Annotated in this window: 17 protein-coding genes and 4 pseudogenes; 4 read left to right on the forward strand and 17 right to left on the reverse strand. The window is 62.0% G+C overall.

Going from position 1 to position 18,774, the window contains the following annotated elements; translation table 11 throughout:
• The first annotated feature begins 110 nt into the window (after window positions 1-110).
• Window positions 111-1,082 carry a LysR family transcriptional regulator gene (locus DQG18_RS12645; RefSeq protein WP_342771502.1) on the forward strand — a complete coding sequence of 324 codons (972 nt, stop codon included), beginning with the start codon at window positions 111-113 and terminating at the stop codon, window positions 1,080-1,082.
• Here the strand turns inward: DQG18_RS12645 and DQG18_RS12650 are convergent.
• The 4 genes and pseudogenes from DQG18_RS12650 to DQG18_RS12665 form a co-directional block, all read right to left on the reverse strand.
• Window positions 1,015-1,254 (reverse strand): DUF2274 domain-containing protein, encoded by a 240-nt coding sequence (locus DQG18_RS12650; protein WP_116654642.1) that lies wholly within the window; start codon window positions 1,252-1,254, stop codon window positions 1,015-1,017. The genes DQG18_RS12645 and DQG18_RS12650 overlap by 68 nt on opposite strands.
• Before the next feature lie 2 nt (window positions 1,255-1,256).
• Entirely contained in the window at window positions 1,257-2,369 is a 1,113-nt protein-coding gene (locus DQG18_RS12655) for a TraB/TrbI/VirB10 family type IV secretion system protein (RefSeq protein WP_116654643.1), read from the reverse strand.
• Window positions 2,366-3,394 carry a P-type conjugative transfer protein TrbG gene (gene trbG / locus DQG18_RS12660; protein WP_116654644.1) on the reverse strand — a complete coding sequence of 343 codons (1,029 nt, stop codon included), beginning with the start codon at window positions 3,392-3,394 and terminating at the stop codon, window positions 2,366-2,368. Before trbG ends, DQG18_RS12655 begins: the two co-directional genes overlap by 4 nt.
• A pseudogene (locus DQG18_RS12665) lies at window positions 3,391-3,462 on the reverse strand (conjugal transfer protein TrbF); the annotation flags it as partial. The gene trbG and the pseudogene DQG18_RS12665, both read right to left, overlap by 4 nt.
• A 107-nt stretch (window positions 3,463-3,569) precedes the next feature.
• On the opposite strand from DQG18_RS12665, the gene istA reads away from it, so the two are divergent.
• Window positions 3,570-5,102 carry an IS21 family transposase gene (gene istA / locus DQG18_RS12670; RefSeq protein ID WP_116654645.1) on the forward strand — a complete coding sequence of 511 codons (1,533 nt, stop codon included), beginning with the start codon at window positions 3,570-3,572 and terminating at the stop codon, window positions 5,100-5,102.
• Window positions 5,092-5,607, forward strand: a pseudogene (locus DQG18_RS12675) (ATP-binding protein); the annotation flags it as partial. The gene istA and the pseudogene DQG18_RS12675, both read left to right, overlap by 11 nt.
• A gap of 21 nt (window positions 5,608-5,628) precedes the next feature.
• Here the strand turns inward: DQG18_RS12675 and tnpC are convergent.
• From tnpC to tnpA, 3 genes are all read right to left on the reverse strand, one after another.
• Window positions 5,629-7,194: an IS66 family transposase gene (gene tnpC / locus DQG18_RS12680; RefSeq protein WP_116654646.1), complete on the reverse strand. Its 1,566-nt coding sequence runs from the start codon at window positions 7,192-7,194 to the stop codon at window positions 5,629-5,631.
• 61 nt (window positions 7,195-7,255) lie between these two features.
• Window positions 7,256-7,612, reverse strand: coding sequence for an IS66 family insertion sequence element accessory protein TnpB (gene tnpB, locus DQG18_RS12685; RefSeq protein WP_116654647.1), 357 nt, complete (start codon window positions 7,610-7,612; stop codon window positions 7,256-7,258).
• Entirely contained in the window at window positions 7,609-8,067 is a 459-nt protein-coding gene (tnpA, locus tag DQG18_RS16650) for an IS66-like element accessory protein TnpA (protein ID WP_116654648.1), read from the reverse strand. The genes tnpB and tnpA overlap by 4 nt, the downstream gene beginning before the upstream one ends.
• A gap of 50 nt (window positions 8,068-8,117) precedes the next feature.
• On the opposite strand from tnpA, the pseudogene DQG18_RS12695 reads away from it, so the two are divergent.
• A pseudogene (locus DQG18_RS12695) lies at window positions 8,118-8,414 on the forward strand (ATP-binding protein); the annotation flags it as partial.
• An 85-nt stretch (window positions 8,415-8,499) separates the two neighbouring features.
• Here the strand turns inward: DQG18_RS12695 and DQG18_RS12700 are convergent.
• From DQG18_RS12700 to DQG18_RS12745, 10 genes and pseudogenes are all read right to left on the reverse strand, one after another.
• Window positions 8,500-9,342, reverse strand: coding sequence for an IS3 family transposase (locus tag DQG18_RS12700; RefSeq protein ID WP_116654649.1), 843 nt, complete (start codon window positions 9,340-9,342; stop codon window positions 8,500-8,502).
• Window positions 9,291-9,653, reverse strand: a complete 363-nt coding sequence (locus tag DQG18_RS12705; RefSeq protein ID WP_116654650.1) for a transposase — start codon at window positions 9,651-9,653, stop codon at window positions 9,291-9,293. The genes DQG18_RS12700 and DQG18_RS12705 overlap by 52 nt, the downstream gene beginning before the upstream one ends.
• A gap of 203 nt (window positions 9,654-9,856) precedes the next feature.
• On the reverse strand, window positions 9,857-12,355 hold the full coding sequence (locus DQG18_RS12710) for a S8 family peptidase (RefSeq protein WP_116654651.1): 2,499 nt from the start codon (window positions 12,353-12,355) through the stop codon (window positions 9,857-9,859).
• The gene (locus DQG18_RS12715; protein WP_058095929.1) at window positions 12,348-13,328 is read right to left on the reverse strand and encodes an AAA family ATPase; all 981 of its coding nucleotides are present in this window, start codon (window positions 13,326-13,328) and stop codon (window positions 12,348-12,350) included. Before DQG18_RS12715 ends, DQG18_RS12710 begins: the two co-directional genes overlap by 8 nt.
• A gap of 125 nt (window positions 13,329-13,453) precedes the next feature.
• Window positions 13,454-13,756 (reverse strand): DUF2274 domain-containing protein, encoded by a 303-nt coding sequence (locus tag DQG18_RS12720; protein WP_342771503.1) that lies wholly within the window; start codon window positions 13,754-13,756, stop codon window positions 13,454-13,456.
• Window positions 13,753-14,010, reverse strand: a pseudogene (locus DQG18_RS12725) (TrbI/VirB10 family protein); the annotation flags it as partial. The gene DQG18_RS12720 and the pseudogene DQG18_RS12725, both read right to left, overlap by 4 nt.
• Window positions 14,011-14,172: 162 nt before the next feature.
• Complete coding sequence (locus DQG18_RS12730) at window positions 14,173-15,591, reverse strand: SAVED domain-containing protein (RefSeq protein WP_116654652.1); 1,419 nt, start codon at window positions 15,589-15,591, stop codon at window positions 14,173-14,175.
• Entirely contained in the window at window positions 15,588-16,049 is a 462-nt protein-coding gene (locus DQG18_RS12735; protein WP_058095932.1) for a Mov34/MPN/PAD-1 family protein, read from the reverse strand. The genes DQG18_RS12730 and DQG18_RS12735 overlap by 4 nt, the downstream gene beginning before the upstream one ends.
• Window positions 16,027-17,721 carry a ThiF family adenylyltransferase gene (locus tag DQG18_RS12740; protein ID WP_116654653.1) on the reverse strand — a complete coding sequence of 565 codons (1,695 nt, stop codon included), beginning with the start codon at window positions 17,719-17,721 and terminating at the stop codon, window positions 16,027-16,029. The genes DQG18_RS12735 and DQG18_RS12740 overlap by 23 nt, the downstream gene beginning before the upstream one ends.
• Window positions 17,718-18,773: an SMODS domain-containing nucleotidyltransferase gene (locus tag DQG18_RS12745; RefSeq protein WP_245958459.1), complete on the reverse strand. Its 1,056-nt coding sequence runs from the start codon at window positions 18,771-18,773 to the stop codon at window positions 17,718-17,720. Before DQG18_RS12745 ends, DQG18_RS12740 begins: the two co-directional genes overlap by 4 nt.
• Window position 18,774 lies beyond the last annotated feature (1 nt).

The raw sequence follows: 18,774 nt of genomic DNA on the forward strand, positions 1-18,774 counted from the left end.
GTGACAAGAGTTGCACGCACAGGCTGCGCCATTATCGCGATTGCGGTCGACGTCGTTCATATTGGTCTCAAGTCATTTATGGCGATGAGGCTCGCTCAAGGAGTGGGTGTATGAAAATGGATTTGGCGAAGCGCCCAGACTCTATTGAGCTTCGCCACCTCCGCAATTTTGTGGCTGCCGCCGAGCATGGCAGCTTTCGCAAAACAGGTGCTGCCCTTGGTCGTTCGCAGGCTGCGATCAGCCGCAGCATCGCCCACCTCGAAGACCAGATCGGCGCCTCGCTGTTTCAGCGACATACCTGGGGCGTATCTCTGACCTATGCCGGGCAACGCTTTCTGCGGCGAGCACGCTTGGCCATCAGGACCATCAGCGAAGGCGCAGATGACGTAGCCTCGGTCGGTCGATCCGAGAACGGGCTGATCCGGATCGGCATCTATTCCTCCATCGCCTCGGGCTTCCTCGCCGAATTGCTGCGTGCCTATGGCGAACGCCATGGTGGGGTCCGGATCGAACTGGTCGACGGAAACCCGGCCGAGCACGTCGCTGCTATCCGACAGTTGAACCTCGATGTCGCCTTCATCACCGGAACGAGGGACTGGCCAGATTGCGAGCGCACGCCCTTGTGGTCGGAACGCATTTTCGTGGCGCTGCCGGACCATCATCACCTTGCCGGCCGTTCCGAGCTTACCTGGCAGAATCTGATCGCGGAGCCCTTCATCGTGACCGAGGTTGCGCCGGGCCAGGAAATACATGATCACCTGATCCGGGAAATCGCCGATCTCGGTCGCCATATTGCGGTTCAGATACAATCGGTCGGGCGGGACAACCTGTTATCGCTCGTGTCGCTTGGCCAGGGTCTGACGCTGACCAGCGAGGCAATGACCGTGACGCAGTTTCCTGGCATCGTCTACCGGCCAATCACCGGCGAAGTTCTCCCATTCTCTGCCGTCTGGTCCCCCAACAATGACAATCCCGCATTCAGGCGCTTCCTGTCCATGGCGAAGGTAATGGCCGTCAGACCGGCGTCGTGGACGATTGAACAGAGCGCCGAGCCTTCGCAAATCCACGATCCGTTGCAATGAATCGCTCCAGCATCGGCACAATCAGCCTGACAGGATCGACGGCGGGTTGATCGCTCTCGCGGGCCAGCACCTCGGCATAGGCGGTCAGATCGCGGTGAAGCGGCGCAGGCAATTCCACCGTCACCTTGACGGGCTTGTCGTCGGACAGCGGGCCGAGTTTCAGCTTGGTCATGGTCAGCCTCCCGCGGGTTCGAATACCAAATCGCGCGTGACGATGATCCTGACCGGGAAACCCGGCCGAATGGTCAACGTGGGCGCAACCTGCAAATGGCGCTGGACGATCTGCTGGCCCGCCTGATTGACGGTATCCTGCGCCCCGTCACGGATCGCCCGGATCAGCCGGTCCTCGTCGCTGGTGGCAAGTTCGGTTCCGACTGCGAGTAGCGTGGACAGGCCCGCGGCCTTCATCAGATCCCACCAGTGGTAATCAACACCATCCTCAAGGCCCGCATAGCCGCTGGCATCCGAGCCCGGCAGACGTTCAAGGACGATGGACCGGCCGCCCGGCAGGATCAGGCGGTTCCACACCAGCAGGACGCGGCGCTGACCGAAGGTCACGCCGTCATCGTATTGACCGATGATGCGCGTTCCCTGCGGGATCAAAAGCAGCGAGCCGGTCGGACTGTCATAGACGTTTTCGGTCACCTGCGCCGTAATCTGGCCCGGCAGGTCGGAACGGATGCCGGTGATGAGTGCAGCCGGGATCACGGCCCCGGCCTGAAGGATGTAGGGCGATGCCGGCGGCGCGACACGATCCGGCGCGACGGTCTGCCGGTCCACGGGCCCATTGAGGAAAGCGGAATGGCGGCTCTGCCCGTCCGGTTGTCCGCTGAGACCGGGCATCGCGGTTCCCGTCGGTGCTCCCGTGCGCGGGCCAGACTGGAAGAACACGCCGCTCACTCGCGCGGCTTCTTCCTCGGCAAGTCGTCGTTGCTCGTCAGGATCGACGGCAGGTGTCGTGATGGTCGGCGGCACGACCGGCTGGCCACGCCTCTCGGCTTCAAGGATCGGGCGACCGAGGTCGCCCGGCAAGGGCGGGCCAAGCACCGGGCCGGTATAGTCCGATGGCAAGCCGGCAAGGCCGTCCGCCGTTGGGCGGTTCTCGGTCGAATAAAGTTCTTCGCCGCCCGTTCCTGCGTCACGGGTCTGGAGCGCGTAGATCAGCGCCCCGCCAATGCCGAGAAGAGCGACGGCGCCAGCACCAGCCAGCATCTTGCGGGACAGGCGGGTGACGCGGGGAGGCTCGGCGCGCAACCGCATGGGCGCCGTGATGTCGGCGCCACTCATGAGGGCGATCCTTCCGTGGTCTTACCGGCGGGCTGGACCACGGCCTGCGTCTGCTCGACCCGGACGATCCTGACGACCTGCTGGCGGTCGCCGGAGCCGAGGCGCAGTTCGGCCGCGCCGAAGAGGCGATCCACGATCAGGACGTTCTGGTGTATGCGGCTGTTGACGATCTGCGGTTCACCGTCCGATCCAAGGACGAACAGGGGCGGCATCTCGCCCTGCACGATGCCGCGCGGGAAGACCACATAGACGCGCCGGCCGTCGTCGAAGACTGCAACTGGCCGCCATGGCGGGCTGCTGCCCCGCATCTGCAAGCCATAGCGATAGTTGCGCGCTGCCTCGGCCGGGATGGCAGGAGCCGATGGCGCGGTCGCGCGGCTGCCCGGCGGTGGTGCCGGATAGGCCCAGGCGACGGCGGGCATGTAGAGGGCTTCCCGCGCACGGAGTTCAATCATGTAGATGCGCCGGTCGGTGGTGATGACGAGATTGGTCGAGATCTCCGGCCGGGTCGGTTTCACCAGCACATGCACCCGGCGCGTCGGGCCGCTGCCGCTCTCGGTGTCACCGATGATCCAGCGAGCAGTATCACCGGCGGCAATCGGCCCTGCGCCGGTCAGGTTTTCGCCCGGCTCCAGCGCGATGGTGGTGATCTGCCCGACAGCGGCATAAACCTGATAAAGCGCGCCTTCCGACCAGGGATAGATCTGGATGGCGTTGTAATAGCCTTCCCGGCGCGGCTCGACGCGGGCGGCGGCATTGGCATTCTCGACCCGGGCCGTCGCCGTGCCAGCAGCCCCGCCGCCCCGCGCCACAGTCCAGGCGGGCGGAACATGCAGCGGACGGGGCGTTGTGTCGGTCGCAGCAGCCTGCACGGTTGGCAGCGGCGGCACGTCGGCGTCGTAACTGACCTGCGGCGGCCGGTTGGTTGCGCAGCCCGCGAGCATGGTGGCGGAAAGCAACAAAGCCGCGCAGGCGGGTTTACGGAAAGCCGGAACCCCGGCTTTACGGGAAGTCGTGGCGGTCATTGGCTCATCTCCCGCGACCAGTTGATCGCGTTGACATAGATTCCGAGGGGATTGGCCCGCAGCTGTTGATTTTCACCCAGAACTGAGCCGGTTAGGCGCATAATTTTCACTGAGAACTGAGCCATGTGAACCTTCCTCCAAAGCGGTGAGCGGCGGGGGCAACGGAGTGATCCACATGGGACTTTTGAACATCATTCGCCGGATGTATTTGCGGCAGAAGCTGTCGATCCGCGAGATTGCGCGGTTGACTGGCGTGTCGCGGAATACCGTGACCAAGCATCTGGCGGCGAACACGATCGAGCCAAAGTTCGCGACGCCGGAACGCCCAAGCAAGATTGACCCCTTTGCCGAGAAGCTGTCGGGCTGGCTGAAGACCGAAGCAGGGAAGTCGCGCAAGCAGCGGCGAACCATGAAGCAGTTGCACGCTGATCTGGTGACGCTTGGCTTCACGGGCTCTTATGCCCGGGTGGCAGCTTTTGCGCGACGGTGGCGCGCGGACCGCCAGCGTGAGCAGCAGACGACAGGGCGCGGGACTTTCGTGCCGCTGCACTTTGAGCCCGGCGATGCCTTTCAGTTCGACTGGAGCGAGGACTTTGCAGTTCTGGGCGGTGAACGCACCAAGCTGCAGATGGCGCATATCAAGCTGTCGCACAGCCGCGCCTTTTTGCTGCGGGCCTATCCGTTGCAAACCCACGAGATGCTGTTCGACGCCCATTGGCACGCGTTCCGGGTCTTTGGCGGCGTCCCGGGGCGTGGCATCTACGACAACATGAAGACGGCGGTGGATCGTGTCGGCCGTGGCAAGGAGCGCCAGATCAACATGCGCTTCCTCGCCATGACGAACCACTATGTCTACGCGCCTGAGTTTTGCAATCCGGCTGCAGGGTGGGAAAAAGGTCAGGTTGAGAAGAACGTCCGGGATTCCCGTCACCAGATGCTGCAAGGGATGCCGGACTTTCCCGACCTTGCCGCGCTGAATGCCTGGCTGGAAGAGCGCTGCCTCGCGTTGTGGCAGCAGACCCCGCATGGCAAACTGCCTGGCACCATCGCCGATGTCTGGGCGGAAGAGCAGGCGACCCTGATGCCACTGCCCGTCGCGTTTGACGGCTTTGTGGAACTGAGCAAGCGCGTCTCGCCCACTTGCCTGATCAGCTTCGAGCGCAATCGCTACAGCGTTCCGGCGTCGTTTGCGAACCGGCCTGTCAGCCTGCGGATCTATCCCGATCGGCTGGTGGTGGCGGCCGAGGGCAACATCCTGTGCGAACATGCCCGTGTGATCCAGCGCAGTCATAAGCTGCTCGCAAAGACGGTTTACGACTGGCGGCACTATCTGGCGGTCGTTCAGCGTAAGCCTGGGGCTTTGCGGAATGGCGCACCGTTCGTGAAATTACCACCTGCCTTCAGGCAGTTGCAGGACCACATGCTGCGCAAACCCGGTGGGGATAGGGAGATGGTCGATATCCTCGCCCTTGTCTTGCACCACGATGAACAAGCCGTGCTGACCGCCGTGGAGCTGTCGCTGGCCGAGGGCGTGCCAACCAAGACCCACGTCCTGAACCTGCTGCACCGGCTGGTCGATGGCAAGGTGATCGGCGGGCCTCCGCTGGACACGCCGCAAGCTCTGGCTCTGCACCGCGAACCCAAGGCCAATGTCGCACGTTACGACGGCCTGCGCGCCGAGATCACCGGAGGCCGTCATGCGTCATGATCCCGCCGCCGGCGCCATCGTCATCATGCTCCGAAGCCTCAAAATGTATGGCATGGCCCAAGCCGTCACTGACCTGATCGAACAAGGGGCGCCAGCCTTTGAGGCCGCAATCCCGATGCTGTCGCAATTGTTGAAGGCAGAACTGGCCGAACGCGAGGTGCGTTCGATCGCCTACCACATGAAGTCCGCGCGGTTCCCGGCCTACAAGGACCTCGCAGGCTTCGACTTTGCCAACAGCGAGATCAATGAGGCCACTGTCCGGACCCTGCACCGCTGCGAGTTCATGGAAAGTGCCCAGAACGTGGTCCTGATCGGTGGTCCGGGAACCGGCAAGACTCATGTCGCCACCGCCCTCGGCATCCAAGCGATCGAACACCACCGCAGGAAGGGCCGCTTCTTCTCGACCATCGAACTGGTCAACGCCCTCGAACAGGAAAAGGCCAAGGGAAAGGCCGGCCAGATCGCCGAAGGCCTGACCAAGCTGGACCTCGTGATCTTGGATGAGTGTAAGCGCGATGACGCGGCCCTATGCGGCGAGGCTTGACGTCTGCGTATGCTGCCAGGGCATGAGGTCCTCGATGCGGGATTTTGGATGTCCATCGAGGATAGCCCGAAGGGTGTCGGCGATGTAGTCGACGGGGTTCACGCTGGACATCTTGCAGGTGGCGACGAGCGAGGCGAGCATGGCCCAGTTCTCGGCGCCAACCTCATTGCCGGCGAAGAGGGCGTTCTTCCTTGTCAACGCGATCGGACGGATCTGGTTCTCGACCGGGTTAGTGTCGAGTTCGAGGGTGCCGTCCTCGAGGAAGCGGATCAGGCCGGGCCAGTGGGCGAGGGTGTAGCGGATGTCCTCCGCGAGCTGGGACTTCTGCGGGATACGGGAGAGTTGGGCCTCCAGCCAGGGCTTGAGCGCGGCGATGATCGGCGCTGCATACTCGCGCCGAGCGGCCCGCCGGACGTCCGCATCCTTGCCGCGCACGGTCTTCTCGACCCCATAGAGGGCAGCGATCTGGCGCAGCATCTCCTCGGCAATGGGCGAGCCCTCGTTCTCGAAGCGTTTGACGAAGCGGCGGCGGACATGGGTCCAGCAATAGACGAGCTGCCACGGGCCGCTGTCGCGCGCGATCTGTGTCATCGCATTGTAGGACTGGTAGGCGTCGCATTGCAGGAAGCGACCGCGGTATCCGCCGAGGAACTTCAGCGGATGCTCCTTTCCCCGACCGGGGGCGTAGTGGAACAGAACGATGGGCGGGCCCGCGCCGCCATGGCCGCGGTCGTCGGCGACGACGGCCCAGAAGAATCCGCTCTTGGTGGTCTTCCGGCCTGGCTCCAGCACCGGCGCGCGGGTCTCGTCGACGAAGATCCGTTCCGCCCCGCGCAGATGGGCTCGCATGTGGTCGATGACCGGCATCAGATGGAAACAGGCGCGGCCGACCCAGTTGCCGAGCGTGCCGCGGTCGAGGTGGAGCCCCTGCCGTTCGAAGACCCCGGACTGGCGGTAGAATGGCAGGTGGTCCCCGAACTTTGAGACGATGATCCAAGCAATCAGCCGCTCTGTCGGCAGCCCGCCCGGCACAACATGTTCGGGGGCATGGGCCTGCACGACGGCCTGCGAGCACCGGCGACAGGCATATCTGGGGCGCCGCGTCACCAGGACGTGGAACTGCGCCGGGATCACGTCGAGCCGTTCGGAGATGTCCTCGCCGATCCGGGCCATCTCGCCACAACCACAGGGGCACTGGATGCTCTCTGGATCGATCACCCGCTCGATCCGTGGCAGATGCGCCGGCAGATGACCACGGTTGCGCTTTGGCTTGCGGGTCGCTTCCCCCCGCGCGCGCTGTAGAGCAGCCTCGGCCTTTTCCTGCGCGGCCGCGAGCACGCCCTGGGCCAGCTCGGCATCTTCCAGCGGCAGGTTGAACTGGTCCGGCGACAGCTTCTCAGAGCGCTTGCCGAACTTCTCGCGCTGTGACGTGCGCAGGATATCCTCCAGCCGACGGTTGGCCTCCTGCACCTCGGCCAGCACCGCCTCGACCTCGGCCAGGCGGGCCTTCAGATGGGCGTTCTCGCGGTTGAGGGCATCGGCGTCCATGCGCCGGATTGAATCACTCCAGCCTGGTTCTGGCCAGCAAAAACAGGGACTTCCCGCATAATCACCCGGCTGCCACCGGTCGCCGCGCCCGCTCCGGTCTCACCAGCCGCCAGTCCAGCCCCTCGAACAGCGCCGCCAACTGCGCCGACGACATCCGCATCACCCCGTCCCGCACCTGAGGCCAAACGAACTTGCCTCCCTCGAGGCGCTTGTGAACGAGCACCATCCCGCTCTGGTCCCAGGCCAACAGCTTGACGCGGTCCGCCCGTTTCGAGCGGAACACGAAGACGGCGCCGCAGAAAGGGTCGAGGCCGAACATCTCCTGCACCGCCAGTGCCAGACCGTCGATCCCCTTGCGGAAGTCCACCGGGCGCGTCGCCACATAAACCTTCACCGGCCCGCCCTGGCCGAAGATCATGATGCGGCCGCTCGCGCTGCCCGGATCGTGCGCGTCAGCAGATCCTCATCGGCACCGACCCCGACACGGATCACGACATCGCCGACGACGATTTCCACCCGAGACGTGGCGTCCATCGCCAGCGACGTTCCCGCCGCATCGCTCTCGAGCACCAGTTCCGCGAACATCGGCAACGCCGCCAAGCTCTCGGGCACGACAAGCTGTCCCGTCCGCAGCTTCTTTCGCCAGGCGTAGATCTGCCAGCGTGTCGTCCCATGCCGCCGCGCAACATCCGCCACCGAAGCGCCGGGCACCAGGCTCTCCGCCGCAATCCGCGCTCGCTCCGCCTCCGAGCGCATCCGTCGCCCCGTCGGACCCTCGAGCACCTCGAGTCGAGAAACCCCACCGTCCGTCGAGCCGTCCAAATGGACGCCTACTTTGCCGCCTCTTTCCAAGCCAACTCCTCCATCGCTCATGCGCGCGGAGTATGGCCCGGTCAGATCACCAGCGGCAGGAGGGGAACGGCGTGGCGCTTACGGATGAGTTGGGATACCTCCCATTCAGCGCATCAGGCGGGGCCCTGCTGTTCCATCTGCTCAGCAAGCTTTACGAGCGCACCAGCGTCGTCATCACCACCAACCTCAGCTTCAGCGAATGGGCATCAGTCTTTGGTGATGCCAAGATGACCACGGCCTTGCTCGACCGCCTTACCCATCGCTGCCACATCCTGGAAACTGGCAACGACAGCTTCCGCTTCAAGGCAAGTTCAGCCGCGGCAGCCCGAAAAAAGAAGGAGACAAACCCGCCCTTGACCCCAGCATGAACCGAAATCCATAATCAGAGGTGGCTCACTTCTCGGTGAAAAAATGGAGTGAACCCCTGGGACTGGACCAGCGCAGCGTTCCAAACTAAGCCGCCTGTTGGGCGAGTTGGGTTTCAAATTCCTCTGGTGTGCGGTAGCCGAGGGCAGAGTGGAGCCTGCGGGTATTGTAGATGTCCTCGATGAATCTTGGCAAGCTGTCGACGACATCGGCGAAGGTTTCGTATTCGCAGAGATAGACCTCCTCGACCTTGAGCGTTTTCATGAAGCTCTCGGCCTGCGCGTTATGGTAAGGATTACCGATGGCGCTCATCGAGCCCCGCAATCCGGCGGCTTCAAGCTCATTGCGATACCGCTCGCTTGCGTATTGGCAGCCGCGGTCCGAATGGTGAATGCAACCGGGGGGTGGTTTCCTGTTTTCCAATGCAGATTGCAGCGCTGCCAGGGTCAGCGACGTATCGACCTGCCTGGACAAGGCATAGCCGACCACCTTACGGCTGCACGCATCGAGAATGACCGCGAGATAGCAGAAGCCGCGTGCAAGGCGGATATAGGTCAGATCAGCTACCCACGCCATATCAGGCCGCTCCGGGATGATGTTGCGATATAGGTTCGGGTAGATCGGCGAGGTATGAGCGCTGTCAGTCGTTTTTACAAACCGCTTTCGCGGCTTAATCCCCAACCCGTTCTCCCTCATGATCCTGGCGATCCTTTTGTGATTGATCCTATGACCGCGGCGGTGCAATTCGTGGGTGATGCGACGATAGCCATAGCCAGGCAGATCGTCCTGAATGGCCTCTATCAGCTCGACCACTTCCGTATCTGCGATTCCGCTGGACGTGTTGGGGCGGTAATAGAACGTGCTGCGCGGAAGACCGATCATTTGACATCCCCGCCTGATGGAGCAATGCGCGGGCCGGTGACAATCGATGAGTTCTCGTTGACGGGTCCTGGAGAGGGGCGCGGCGTTTTTTTGGCCATGTCCAGTTCCATGGTCAGTTGCCCGACCTTGCGCTCAAGAGCTGCAATGCGGCCCTCGTATTCCGCGACGACGCTTGCTTCGGCTTCTTCCTGATTGAGTTCGCCACGATCGAACTGGGACAGCCAGAGCTGGATGAGATTGGCGGAAACGCTATAAGTGCGCTGCGCATCGCGGCGCCCGATGACGCCATTTCGAATGTCCTGGCATAACTGCAGCTTGAACTGCATCGAGTGACGGCGGTAGGGACCTCTTGGTGACATGGACCTTCTCCATTCAAGGCCCACAGAGCGTATCAGCTTTTCTTCCCCGCTGGTCCAGTCCCAGGGGTTCACTCCAAAACCGGCTCAGTTCTGGGTGAAAATCAACAAACAGGAGTTTCAAGTCCCTGAAGCTGCGCGGCTCCACCTGGCCAGACAACGATCCACCCTCAGACAGCTTCCAATGGCACCGCCGAGCGTGCTTTCTATGTTCCGATGGATATGCCCGCAGCTATCAGGTTTTCGACCTCAGCGGCTATAGGCGTGATCAGGTCAACATCAACATCCGGCGTCTCAATGCCAACAACCAGTGCGTAGCGCGTCTTGCTCTCGGCTCGTCCGAGGGCTTTGCGCTCGCGCCACCAGCCTGAAATCGGATACACATAGAGGAGGTCCCGCGCCGCAAGCTCGACAGCGCTGCCCTCCCAGATGTCCAAATGGATTGAGCCGGCAGACACCGATTTCGGCCCAAAGAACCAGCCGTCATTGTCTTCATTCACTGGCCTTGGATCCCCCTCAGCACGGTCATCCTTATTGACCCGGCGCAGGAAATTCCTTTCCGTCTCCCTCGCTCGCTTCAAGTCGAAGCGAAGACCGAAAGACTGGTATCGTGCGGGATCGATCGCGCTTGCGAAGCTGGGATTCGGCTCAACGAAATACGACAATGTCGCCTTCAGCCTGACACATTCGTCACCGAGACCTTCAAGGACTTCCCGCGGCCAAGGCAGACGATAGACATGGGCATCGCCAAACCGCACGTTGCCCCCGTCCATCCGGAAGGGCTGGATGTGCCGCTGGGCGACCAGGGCAAGGTCATCGCGTGCCGACGCTATCGCGCGACGCAGATTTGGCGCTCCATACCCGTACTTCCTCGCAAGGGCCTTTCTCTCGGTCTTGCCAGCAGCACCTGCAAATTCCGCGAGCATGTGCGGCGTCCATCGCGCGCTATGCACCATCAGTGCCCTAACCGTTTCTGGCCAAAAGTCAGGACGCTCAGCCATTACTCTCGCGGCCATCCTTCCCGCCTGGGCGGTCGCCGCGCTGGTAGCCCAGAAAGGTGCAACTGGCTCACGGCCTGCGGCTTTGGACGTCGTCAGCAGGGAAAGAGACGGCAGGCCGGACAGGGCCTCGGCCCCGGACCTGCTGAGCGCGCGGTTTCCAGCTTCGAACACGACCTCCGGCTTTATAGGGGATTGGCTCGACCGCCAGAGCGTAGTTGTCCGACTGTAAGGACTGCGGTCCCCCGGAGACGACCAGGCAGACCAGTCCTGGTAGCTGCGTTCGGCAATGTCGGATTTCAGTGTGGTGCCACCAACAGTAAGCACGTTCCAAGCCTGCGCCGGATCCTCGCCCGGGAAGGCATCGGCATCGGAGATTTCATCCGCTCTGGAATTGTCTCCGATATTTCCGAGCGCCTGCACAAACAGTCGGCGGATGTGGTCGGGCCCTTCCTCTATGGCATCAGCGCCGGAAGAAATCTGGTCGAGAGCCGCACTCCAGCCCGTCGGCTCCGCTCCCGAACGATTCTCGTTCGTAAGCGCCGCACAGAAGACCCGTGGACGTTCAGGTTCCGAGATTTCCGGCAATGAAGTCGCCGAGGTCGTGATCGCACCGTAGGAAAATGGATCATTCGGCTCGAAACCGTCCGGCGGGAGAATTTTCACGGATTCCAGCCGGTGTGACAGGACAGGCCGTGACGCATCCCCCAGGGGCGCTGTAAGATCGCCGTGCAAAGCAAGTCCAGCCATTCCGGAGCCATGGCCGATGTCGCTGTGATCGTCGACGCCCCAGGCGGCAACCACAGCGAAGAGATCGCCGCGATCGAGAGCCGGCTCAATCAGGGCGTGTCCTCGATTGACTCCGGTATCGAGCAGGCAAATGGCCGGCACGTCCCTGCCCGGCCAGGTGATGCGCTCGGCGAGATCTTCGACGAAATCATTCGCCATTCCAGAAAGTTCATCGGTGAACACCGCGGGCGTGTCGGTCGCCCGCCGGATCTCGGCAATGCCTCCGGTAGAAAACAGCAGCAGTTCGATCGCGGCGCGGCGACCATGGACAGGGAGAACGATCACCTCCGGAAAGCGGAGCCGCGTGTCGTCGCCTCCGACGGTCAGCCCCAGGCGTTGAGCCAGTTCGTCAACCCGCTCAACCCGATCTGTGAAGCACCAGAGCGCCCACCACATTTCTGCCTGCGGATCGTCTGGCAGTGCTGCCGGGTCGTCACGCCAGAAGGTCTGGAGGCGGGCGGTACGGATATGCTCGACCGGCTCGACGCGGGATTTCTTGGGGATCTTGTCCCCTTGCACCTCGGCGAACGCATAGTCACGAAAGATCGCGTCGAAGACATCGCGTGTATCGTCGGGCACGAAGAGCGCGATACGGCGGATACCGTTCGCGGTGACGGTTACAGCCCCCTGCCGTGTTCCTTCGCGCTTGCGTTCGAGAGTCGTCGGCCCCACCCCCAGCGCAAGCTCAACCTCAAGATAGATTCCATCGGGGGGCGACGTTCCGTCAGGCAGATCGAGCGCTTCTCTCCCCCGATCCGCAGACTGAAAAGCGGCATCAAGTTCTCCGACCACCCGGCGGCCGTGCTCTTCACGGATGCGCTGAAGTGATCTCTGGCGCGCATTGCTGCCAGGAGACTTATAGTCGCGGACAACTCCCAGGCCGCTGAGATCAATATGACGGTGTTCGTATTCAGCCAAGGCGTTCTTTTTCCTCGGCGAACACCGTTTTCATGCTTTGCCTCTTGTTGAGCTGGCGCGTCAAATCGGCCGTAGAAACCTGCCCTCTTTCGGCCAAGATGGCTTCCTTCACCGCTTCTTCGGCAGCATGAACGATTTCCGCCTGGCTCAACCCGTCCGATGCGGCCTCGATGGCCTTCCAGGAGAGTTTGGGGTACTTCATCGGCGCCAGGTGCGCCTTGATGATTGCGCGCACCTCCTCGGCAGTGGGCATTTCGAACCGCAACACCTCATCGAAGCGGCGGAGCAGAGCACGATCCAGAAGGGAAGGGTGATTGGTAGCGGCAACGAGAACGCTGTCGGTCGCAGATGGCTCCTCCATGAATTGAAGGAAGCTGTTCAGGACACGGCGCATCTCGGCTACATCGTTCGTCGCCAGACGGTTGCTGCCGACGGCATCGAACTCATCGAACAGATAGACACCCCTGCGCCGATGAGCCTCATCGAAGACAAGCCGCAGCTTGGCAGCCGTTTCCCCCATGAAGCGCGTGATCAGGCTTTCAAGGCGAATGACAAAGAGCGGCAAACGCAACTCGCCGGCCAATGCCTCCGCCGTCACGGTCTTGCCCGAACCCGGAGGCCCAGCGAAGAGCAGCCGGCGACTGGGTGTCTTGCCGTGTTCGCGGAGCCAGTCCCGGCGCCGCTGCTGAAGCACTACGGTGTCAAGATGCCCTTTGATATCGCTGCTGAGTATGACATCCGCGAGACGGATGCTTGGTTCCCGCAGGTCAAGCAGGCTGTCGAGATCGCCGCGCGGGCGCGAGAAGGAAATCGGAACCGAAGATCGGGTACCACGCTGTGCACGCGCAGCATCCACCGCCGAGCGGATCTCTTCGGCGGTCGCCCGATGGCCCTGACGTGCTTCTCCGGCGGCAACCTGAAGCGCGATGGAGAAAAACTGCTCCTCATCGCCCTCCGCCTGGCTTCTCAGCATCGCCAGTATCTGCTTCGCATTTGACACCGCGTTGCCCTAACCGATCATCGTTTTCGTGGAATCGTAATCTAGTCACATCGATTTGGGAAGTTTTCAATCGCTGCTAGCAAGCAGAGACGTTCCGCTCAGTTGACGCAGGATCCTCCCCTGCCCTCTCCTTGGACACCGCACATCCAATCCCTCACAGCCGGCCTGCCCGCTTTCGCGCTGACAAAGCCGCGATCCGACGCCAGACACCGCGCCAGCTTCGGCACGACGAGCTTCTGCGGAGGGACCGCAACTCCTTGTCCGCCCGTGCCGGCGCGGCCCAGTAACTCTCCATAGAGGGCCAGCCCCCTGTGCAGGCCGACGGGCGGTCCGACGGACCGCTTCACCGGCGTATCGTCCGCGATCGGGCCCAGCTTCAGCTTCGTCATCATCTTTCTCATGCAGTCTCGAAGATCAAGTCGCGCCCCACGAGAATCCTGATCGGGAATCTCCACCGGATGGTCAGCGTGGGGGCGATCTGCAGCTGGCGCTGGACGATCTGCTGGCCGGCCTGGTTGCTGGTGTCCTGCGCCCCGTCGCGAATGGCGCGGATCAACCGGTTCTCCTCGTCGCCAGCGGCGAGTCCGGTGCCGGCCGCCATCAGCGTCGACAGCCCGGCGGCCTTCATCAGATCCCAGCCTGCCTCCGGCACGCCGACACAAAAGAAAATACCGCTCAGCGAACCGTTGATTACAAATCTGCCGCGTACAGTAGCAGCAATCAGCCGAGGTTCGGAGATGGAATGTTCGAGCGGTTCACGGAGCGAGGGGCGTCGGCCCGGAGAACCATAATATATGAGAAGTATCCCATCCCTCGATCAAATCAAAGCAGTGGGGACATACCTACGCTCGGAAATGACGAACTCATGCAACTGCGTCGGTGCCATCGCATTCCAGCGATGACCAAGCGCTACAGCGAGCGCTGCCGGCCCGGCGAAATAGAGTTGAATCCCTCGCGGGCGAAGGCGTGCAGCGGTGGAATCCACAATGCGCTTGATTGTCGAGACCGCAGCCTGCGCGCACTTGGCCGACGGAATGGGCTCTTCGAGGTAGAGCGCCAATGCCAACTGGTTAGGAATGCCAGCAGTCCGCTCAAGGTCAGCAGAAGGATCACGCAGGATACCTACCGAAACGATGAGTTGATCACCATGCAAAGCCGTCGGCTCAGAAATCCGCCAAGGCTGCCGCATCTCAGGCGAAGGCCGGTCATCGGTCGCCCAGGCACCGTCCCGCGTCGGGATATCCAACTCGAAGCCGATCGCTGCGCGGAACGAGCATCCCAGAGCCATGGCCGCCGTCAACCGGTAGGAACCGCTGAGGGCGATGCGGGATACGGTCTGGCTGCCCAGCCATTGAGCCGTGCGATCCAGCGGCGCGAGAAAATCTTCAGCCCACTCCATTTGCGGCGGGAAGGTCCCGTCCCGCCCGGAAAATGCACTGGCGTCTATCTCGAGGCTCCGCTCGTTCGCTTCATTGCGATCTGACCGGATGTGCAGCGGGAAGCTCTGCGGCAGCGGAAGTGGATGTCCTAAAGCGTCCTCGATCGTCTGGCGCAGGATGGCGCGTCCAAGCGGTGCGCCGATGGAACGCCGGGCCAGCGCGCTCAACGCCTCGAACGCTTCCCCGACCCGTCTAGATGATGCATCAAGGGAGGGATAGGCACGATCGAGTTCTATTCCGAACAGCGTGACGGCTGCGTCGCGATCCGGCAGATTGCGCTCGCAGACTTCGACCGACCCGGCAACGAAGGCCCCAAGAGGATCGCCATAGGTTTCCGTGAGCTGTTTTCGTAGTTCGGCATCGCTTGCTGCCATCACATCAGCAAAGGGGGCGTAGAAAGGTCGGGCCTTTCGCACCCGATCAGGATCTCGGGCAAGCCAACGGACTTTCGGCGGCAACCGCGGCGTGACAAGGGTATGAACGCGCGCGGCATTCGGAAAGGCTGTCTCGAACTCGGAAAATGTCTGCAACACAGCGCGCACATCGGCAGGTGCCAGCACGCCGGCTTTCGCCTGAAATCGTTCGAGCAGCCTCTCTCTCTGTGCATGGGGCGCAAAGAACCGCGCTTCCAGGTCTTCCAACCCTTCAAAGATCATCTGTTCGAAAGCGGGATTGGCAAGCCATGCCGGCATCCGCGCAAGACCATCCCATAGCTGGTAGTCAAAGCCGTCCTGAGCGATCACCCCTCCCATGCCGCGGGCGTCCGTCAAGGCCGGCGCATTCTCACTACTGCTCAAGATTCTACCTCCAATGTCACCGGATGCTCGGCACCCTGCGGATCGAATACCCAAGCGCCGGCGGTCAGCATTGCAGCATCCAACCGCACGATCATCAAAACAGCAAAGGAACCCGCGAACCGCGAATCGCGAACGATGCCCCGCATGGCTGCGACATCAGGGCCGCTGGGTTGCACAGCGAAGCTCGGATGACTGTGCCATTCCCCAATATAATTGTAGCGCGTATAATGGCGCTCCGTCCGCTCGAAGAAACGAGCGGCATCCTTGGCGGCTTGCAGCAAATCGACGACGAAGCGCGCGAAGGTTCCGGGACGAGACTGCACGGTCAGCTCCGTCACCCGAAAGATCGACGGCGCCAGTTGTTCACCGAACAATTGGCCTCCGGTTTCCTTGATGCCCGCTCGGCCGAGGGCCGCGACGAGCTTCTCGGTCTGATCAGCCGCCACCGCTATTTTCATCCGCCCCCTCCTTCAACAATTCGAGCGCGAACGCGATCGCCTCCGGTACATCTGCGGCCTGAGCCCTCTCCCCTCGCTCACCGACGTTCAGGCGGATCGTGTGCCCATGCCCGTCAAACAACCAGTTCTTCTGATAGCCCAATAGCAGCCAGGCAGCTTCAGCGGGAGGCGGATGACCATCGACAATATCCAGAATCGTGCGGGCAGCGTGGCCGGCGGTCATCGTGACGGCCGCATCATCAGCAATGACAGGCGACCCGTCTGTGGTCAGCATCTCGTAGCGGCGCGGCCCTGCCTCCGGTGGCTTGATGCCTTGCGTATCACACCAGGCGAGGAAGGTCGCACGACCTTCAACGAAGGGAGGATCACGCGGCGACACACAGGTTGCTATCAGCGCTCCGATACCGCCTTCGAACACTTCTACCGAAACGAAAACCCGACCATTCGCCTCGGCAACGGCAGCGAGGAACAGGGCTGTCGCCGGATCGCCGGTCGCATCGACGATAACATGCGCCGCCGCCAAAGCCTCCACCTGCCAGGCATGTGTCCTGGACGACCGCTGCCAGTTCAGATTGGCATCAACAACTTGGATGTCCGCACCAGGAACGATGTGGAGAAGATGCCGCTTCAACCCGTGAACCTTGCGAAACCCGACGTCGCGCCAGTCGAGCGCATGGCGCTCCAGATTGCCAGGCAACATCACATCGCCGTCAACGAGGGTGAGATGGTGAACACCCGAGCGCAAAAGCGTTTCCGCAATCTTGGAACCCACCGAACCGGCTCCTACGATCGTCACGCGTTTCGCCATCGCCTCCTCGGCGCGTGCAGAGCGCGCACCAATTTCGTCCGGGAGGACGAACACGCGCCGCCGAAAAGTTCCCCCCTCAGTAGTAAGATGAAATATCTCGACCTGCCCCTCAGAAGGAAACATGACGACAGCTGCGACCGACACTTCGACGATTGCGGCCGTCAACGGATCAAATCCAGCGGCCTGGACGAGTCCGGCCCGGTCCAGCGCACCCGGCGGTGGCGGTGGATTGCCGGAAACATAGACCGGCAAAGCTGAACGCCAGTTCTCGATACTGGCGTCCGGGGGGCGTTGCATCGCCCGTCGATCCTCTTCATCGTGAATCATGATCGGCCATACATCGTCATGGGCCAACCAGCGCAAGGCGTTGAGACCGGCGGCGATTCCACTCTTAATCCGCGCCAGACAGCCCGCTCTGATCAGAACTGGAAACGCGCCCCAGTCGTAGGCCTGGAGTTCTCCAATATCATGGGCTGAGGGCGCCCGGTCCTCACCCCCGCCAAGAGGATTTTCGATGACAAGCAGATTGTAGGCGCTGCGAAGGACATCCGCTCCGGTTGCTCTGCCATCCCAGTTGTCAGGCCGAAGCTCCAGGCAGAGCGTCCCGGTGCCATATTGATGTGAACTCCACCGAACCTCACCCTGTGGTTCGACCCAGGCGGGGACTTCGGGATACTGATCAGGATAGATCAACCGGATCGGGTACCGATGCCCGTGCGCAATCAGAAGCCCCTCCGCGCAGAACATATTTTTATGGAAGCGCCAGCACGCCAGCTCAAACCAGTTCTCGTTGTCGGCAACGGCCTCGACCGCGGATTTTTCCGCTGCCAGTCTGGCAGATTCGACGGCCCACCAGAACTTCAAGCGAAACCACGAGGCTTATTCGCCGGAGCGGCCATGGCGTTAGGGAAGGTATAGCCCGCAGCGACAGGCGCCGCTGCCGCGAAGCCTCCGTAGGTCGCTGCCTTCGCCACGTTCGCGGTGAGTTTGAACCGATCACCGAACACCCGGCGCCACTGGCGGGTCGCCTCATCCATATCCACGGCGTCTTGGGCTCGACGGGCTATGTCGGCATAGACGCGAACCTTCTCGATGAAATCCTTCCATTGTGCGACCGACACTTTGCCAAGGATATCGTTCGACGGGTCCGCAGGGTCAGCGAGGAACGGCTTCTGATTATTCGCTGCGAGCCAGGCGTATTCATTGTAGATATTCGCGAGAAGCTGCGCGAACCCTTCGCCGTAATGCGTTTCTGTCGCTGGCGCGTGCCGCGAAACAAGAACTTCCAGGACAAAACCCTTCGGGCGACGCCCGCTCGGGTTCATCCTGCGCCACCACTTGAACAGTTTGACGAGCGGTTTGAACCGGCCGCCGAACCTTTGATTCTGCTCTGCGCTCCAACTGGTATGAACCGGCGGATTCGTGAACTTCCACGTGCCCGTATCACGATCAGGGATCATGTATCCGTTCCAAGCCGGCACGACCGGGACGATATCCATCTCGGCCTGCCACGTCTCCACACGTACCGAGCGCTTGTTGATCCGCTCGACCACGTAACCATTGCCACCATCTTCAAGCGCGCGGCACACTTCTTTCAGCACATCGTCAGGATGATCACTGGTCGAGAAGTTCGTGACGACGATGATGTCAACATCCGGGCGCTCCAACTCGCCAGCTGAAGTGCGCGGCCGGATGGACGTACTGCGAGCATAACTCCCTGACAGAAAGCTGCTTACGTATCTATCCTTGAAGCTCTGCTGGGTCCGCAGGTGTTTACGGATGCCGTTGTGGCCACCGGAAGCCTTGGTCTTCGTCGTTTGGCTGGGCTCGATATCTTCGAGCAATTCGGTAAATCGAGCCTGTGGAACCGGCATGGCATCCTCATATGTTCTTCGTTCGTTTAAAATCAGCGCCATC

This window comes from Pelagibacterium sediminicola (genome assembly GCF_003390885.1).
GTDB lineage: Bacteria > Pseudomonadota > Alphaproteobacteria > Rhizobiales > Devosiaceae > Pelagibacterium > Pelagibacterium sediminicola.

Coding starts and splice junctions, on each gene's coding strand:
- DQG18_RS12645 (WP_342771502.1), top strand. CDS start 111: ATGAAAATGGATTTGGCGAAGCGCCCAGACTCTATTGAGCTTCGCCAC.
- DQG18_RS12650 (WP_116654642.1), bottom strand. CDS start 1,254: ATGACCAAGCTGAAACTCGGCCCGCTGTCCGACGACAAGCCCGTCAAG.
- DQG18_RS12655 (WP_116654643.1), bottom strand. CDS start 2,369: ATGAGTGGCGCCGACATCACGGCGCCCATGCGGTTGCGCGCCGAGCCT.
- trbG (WP_116654644.1), bottom strand. CDS start 3,394: ATGACCGCCACGACTTCCCGTAAAGCCGGGGTTCCGGCTTTCCGTAAA.
- istA (WP_116654645.1), top strand. CDS start 3,570: ATGGGACTTTTGAACATCATTCGCCGGATGTATTTGCGGCAGAAGCTG.
- tnpC (WP_116654646.1), bottom strand. CDS start 7,194: ATGGACGCCGATGCCCTCAACCGCGAGAACGCCCATCTGAAGGCCCGC.
- tnpB (WP_116654647.1), bottom strand. CDS start 7,612: ATGATCTTCGGCCAGGGCGGGCCGGTGAAGGTTTATGTGGCGACGCGC.
- tnpA (WP_116654648.1), bottom strand. CDS start 8,067: ATGAGCGATGGAGGAGTTGGCTTGGAAAGAGGCGGCAAAGTAGGCGTC.
- DQG18_RS12705 (WP_116654650.1), bottom strand. CDS start 9,653: ATGTCACCAAGAGGTCCCTACCGCCGTCACTCGATGCAGTTCAAGCTG.
- DQG18_RS12715 (WP_058095929.1), bottom strand. CDS start 13,328: ATGCTGAGAAGCCAGGCGGAGGGCGATGAGGAGCAGTTTTTCTCCATC.
- DQG18_RS12720 (WP_342771503.1), bottom strand. CDS start 13,756: ATGAGAAAGATGATGACGAAGCTGAAGCTGGGCCCGATCGCGGACGAT.
- DQG18_RS12735 (WP_058095932.1), bottom strand. CDS start 16,049: ATGAAAATAGCGGTGGCGGCTGATCAGACCGAGAAGCTCGTCGCGGCC.
- DQG18_RS12745 (WP_245958459.1), bottom strand. CDS start 18,773: ATGGCGCTGATTTTAAACGAACGAAGAACATATGAGGATGCCATGCCG.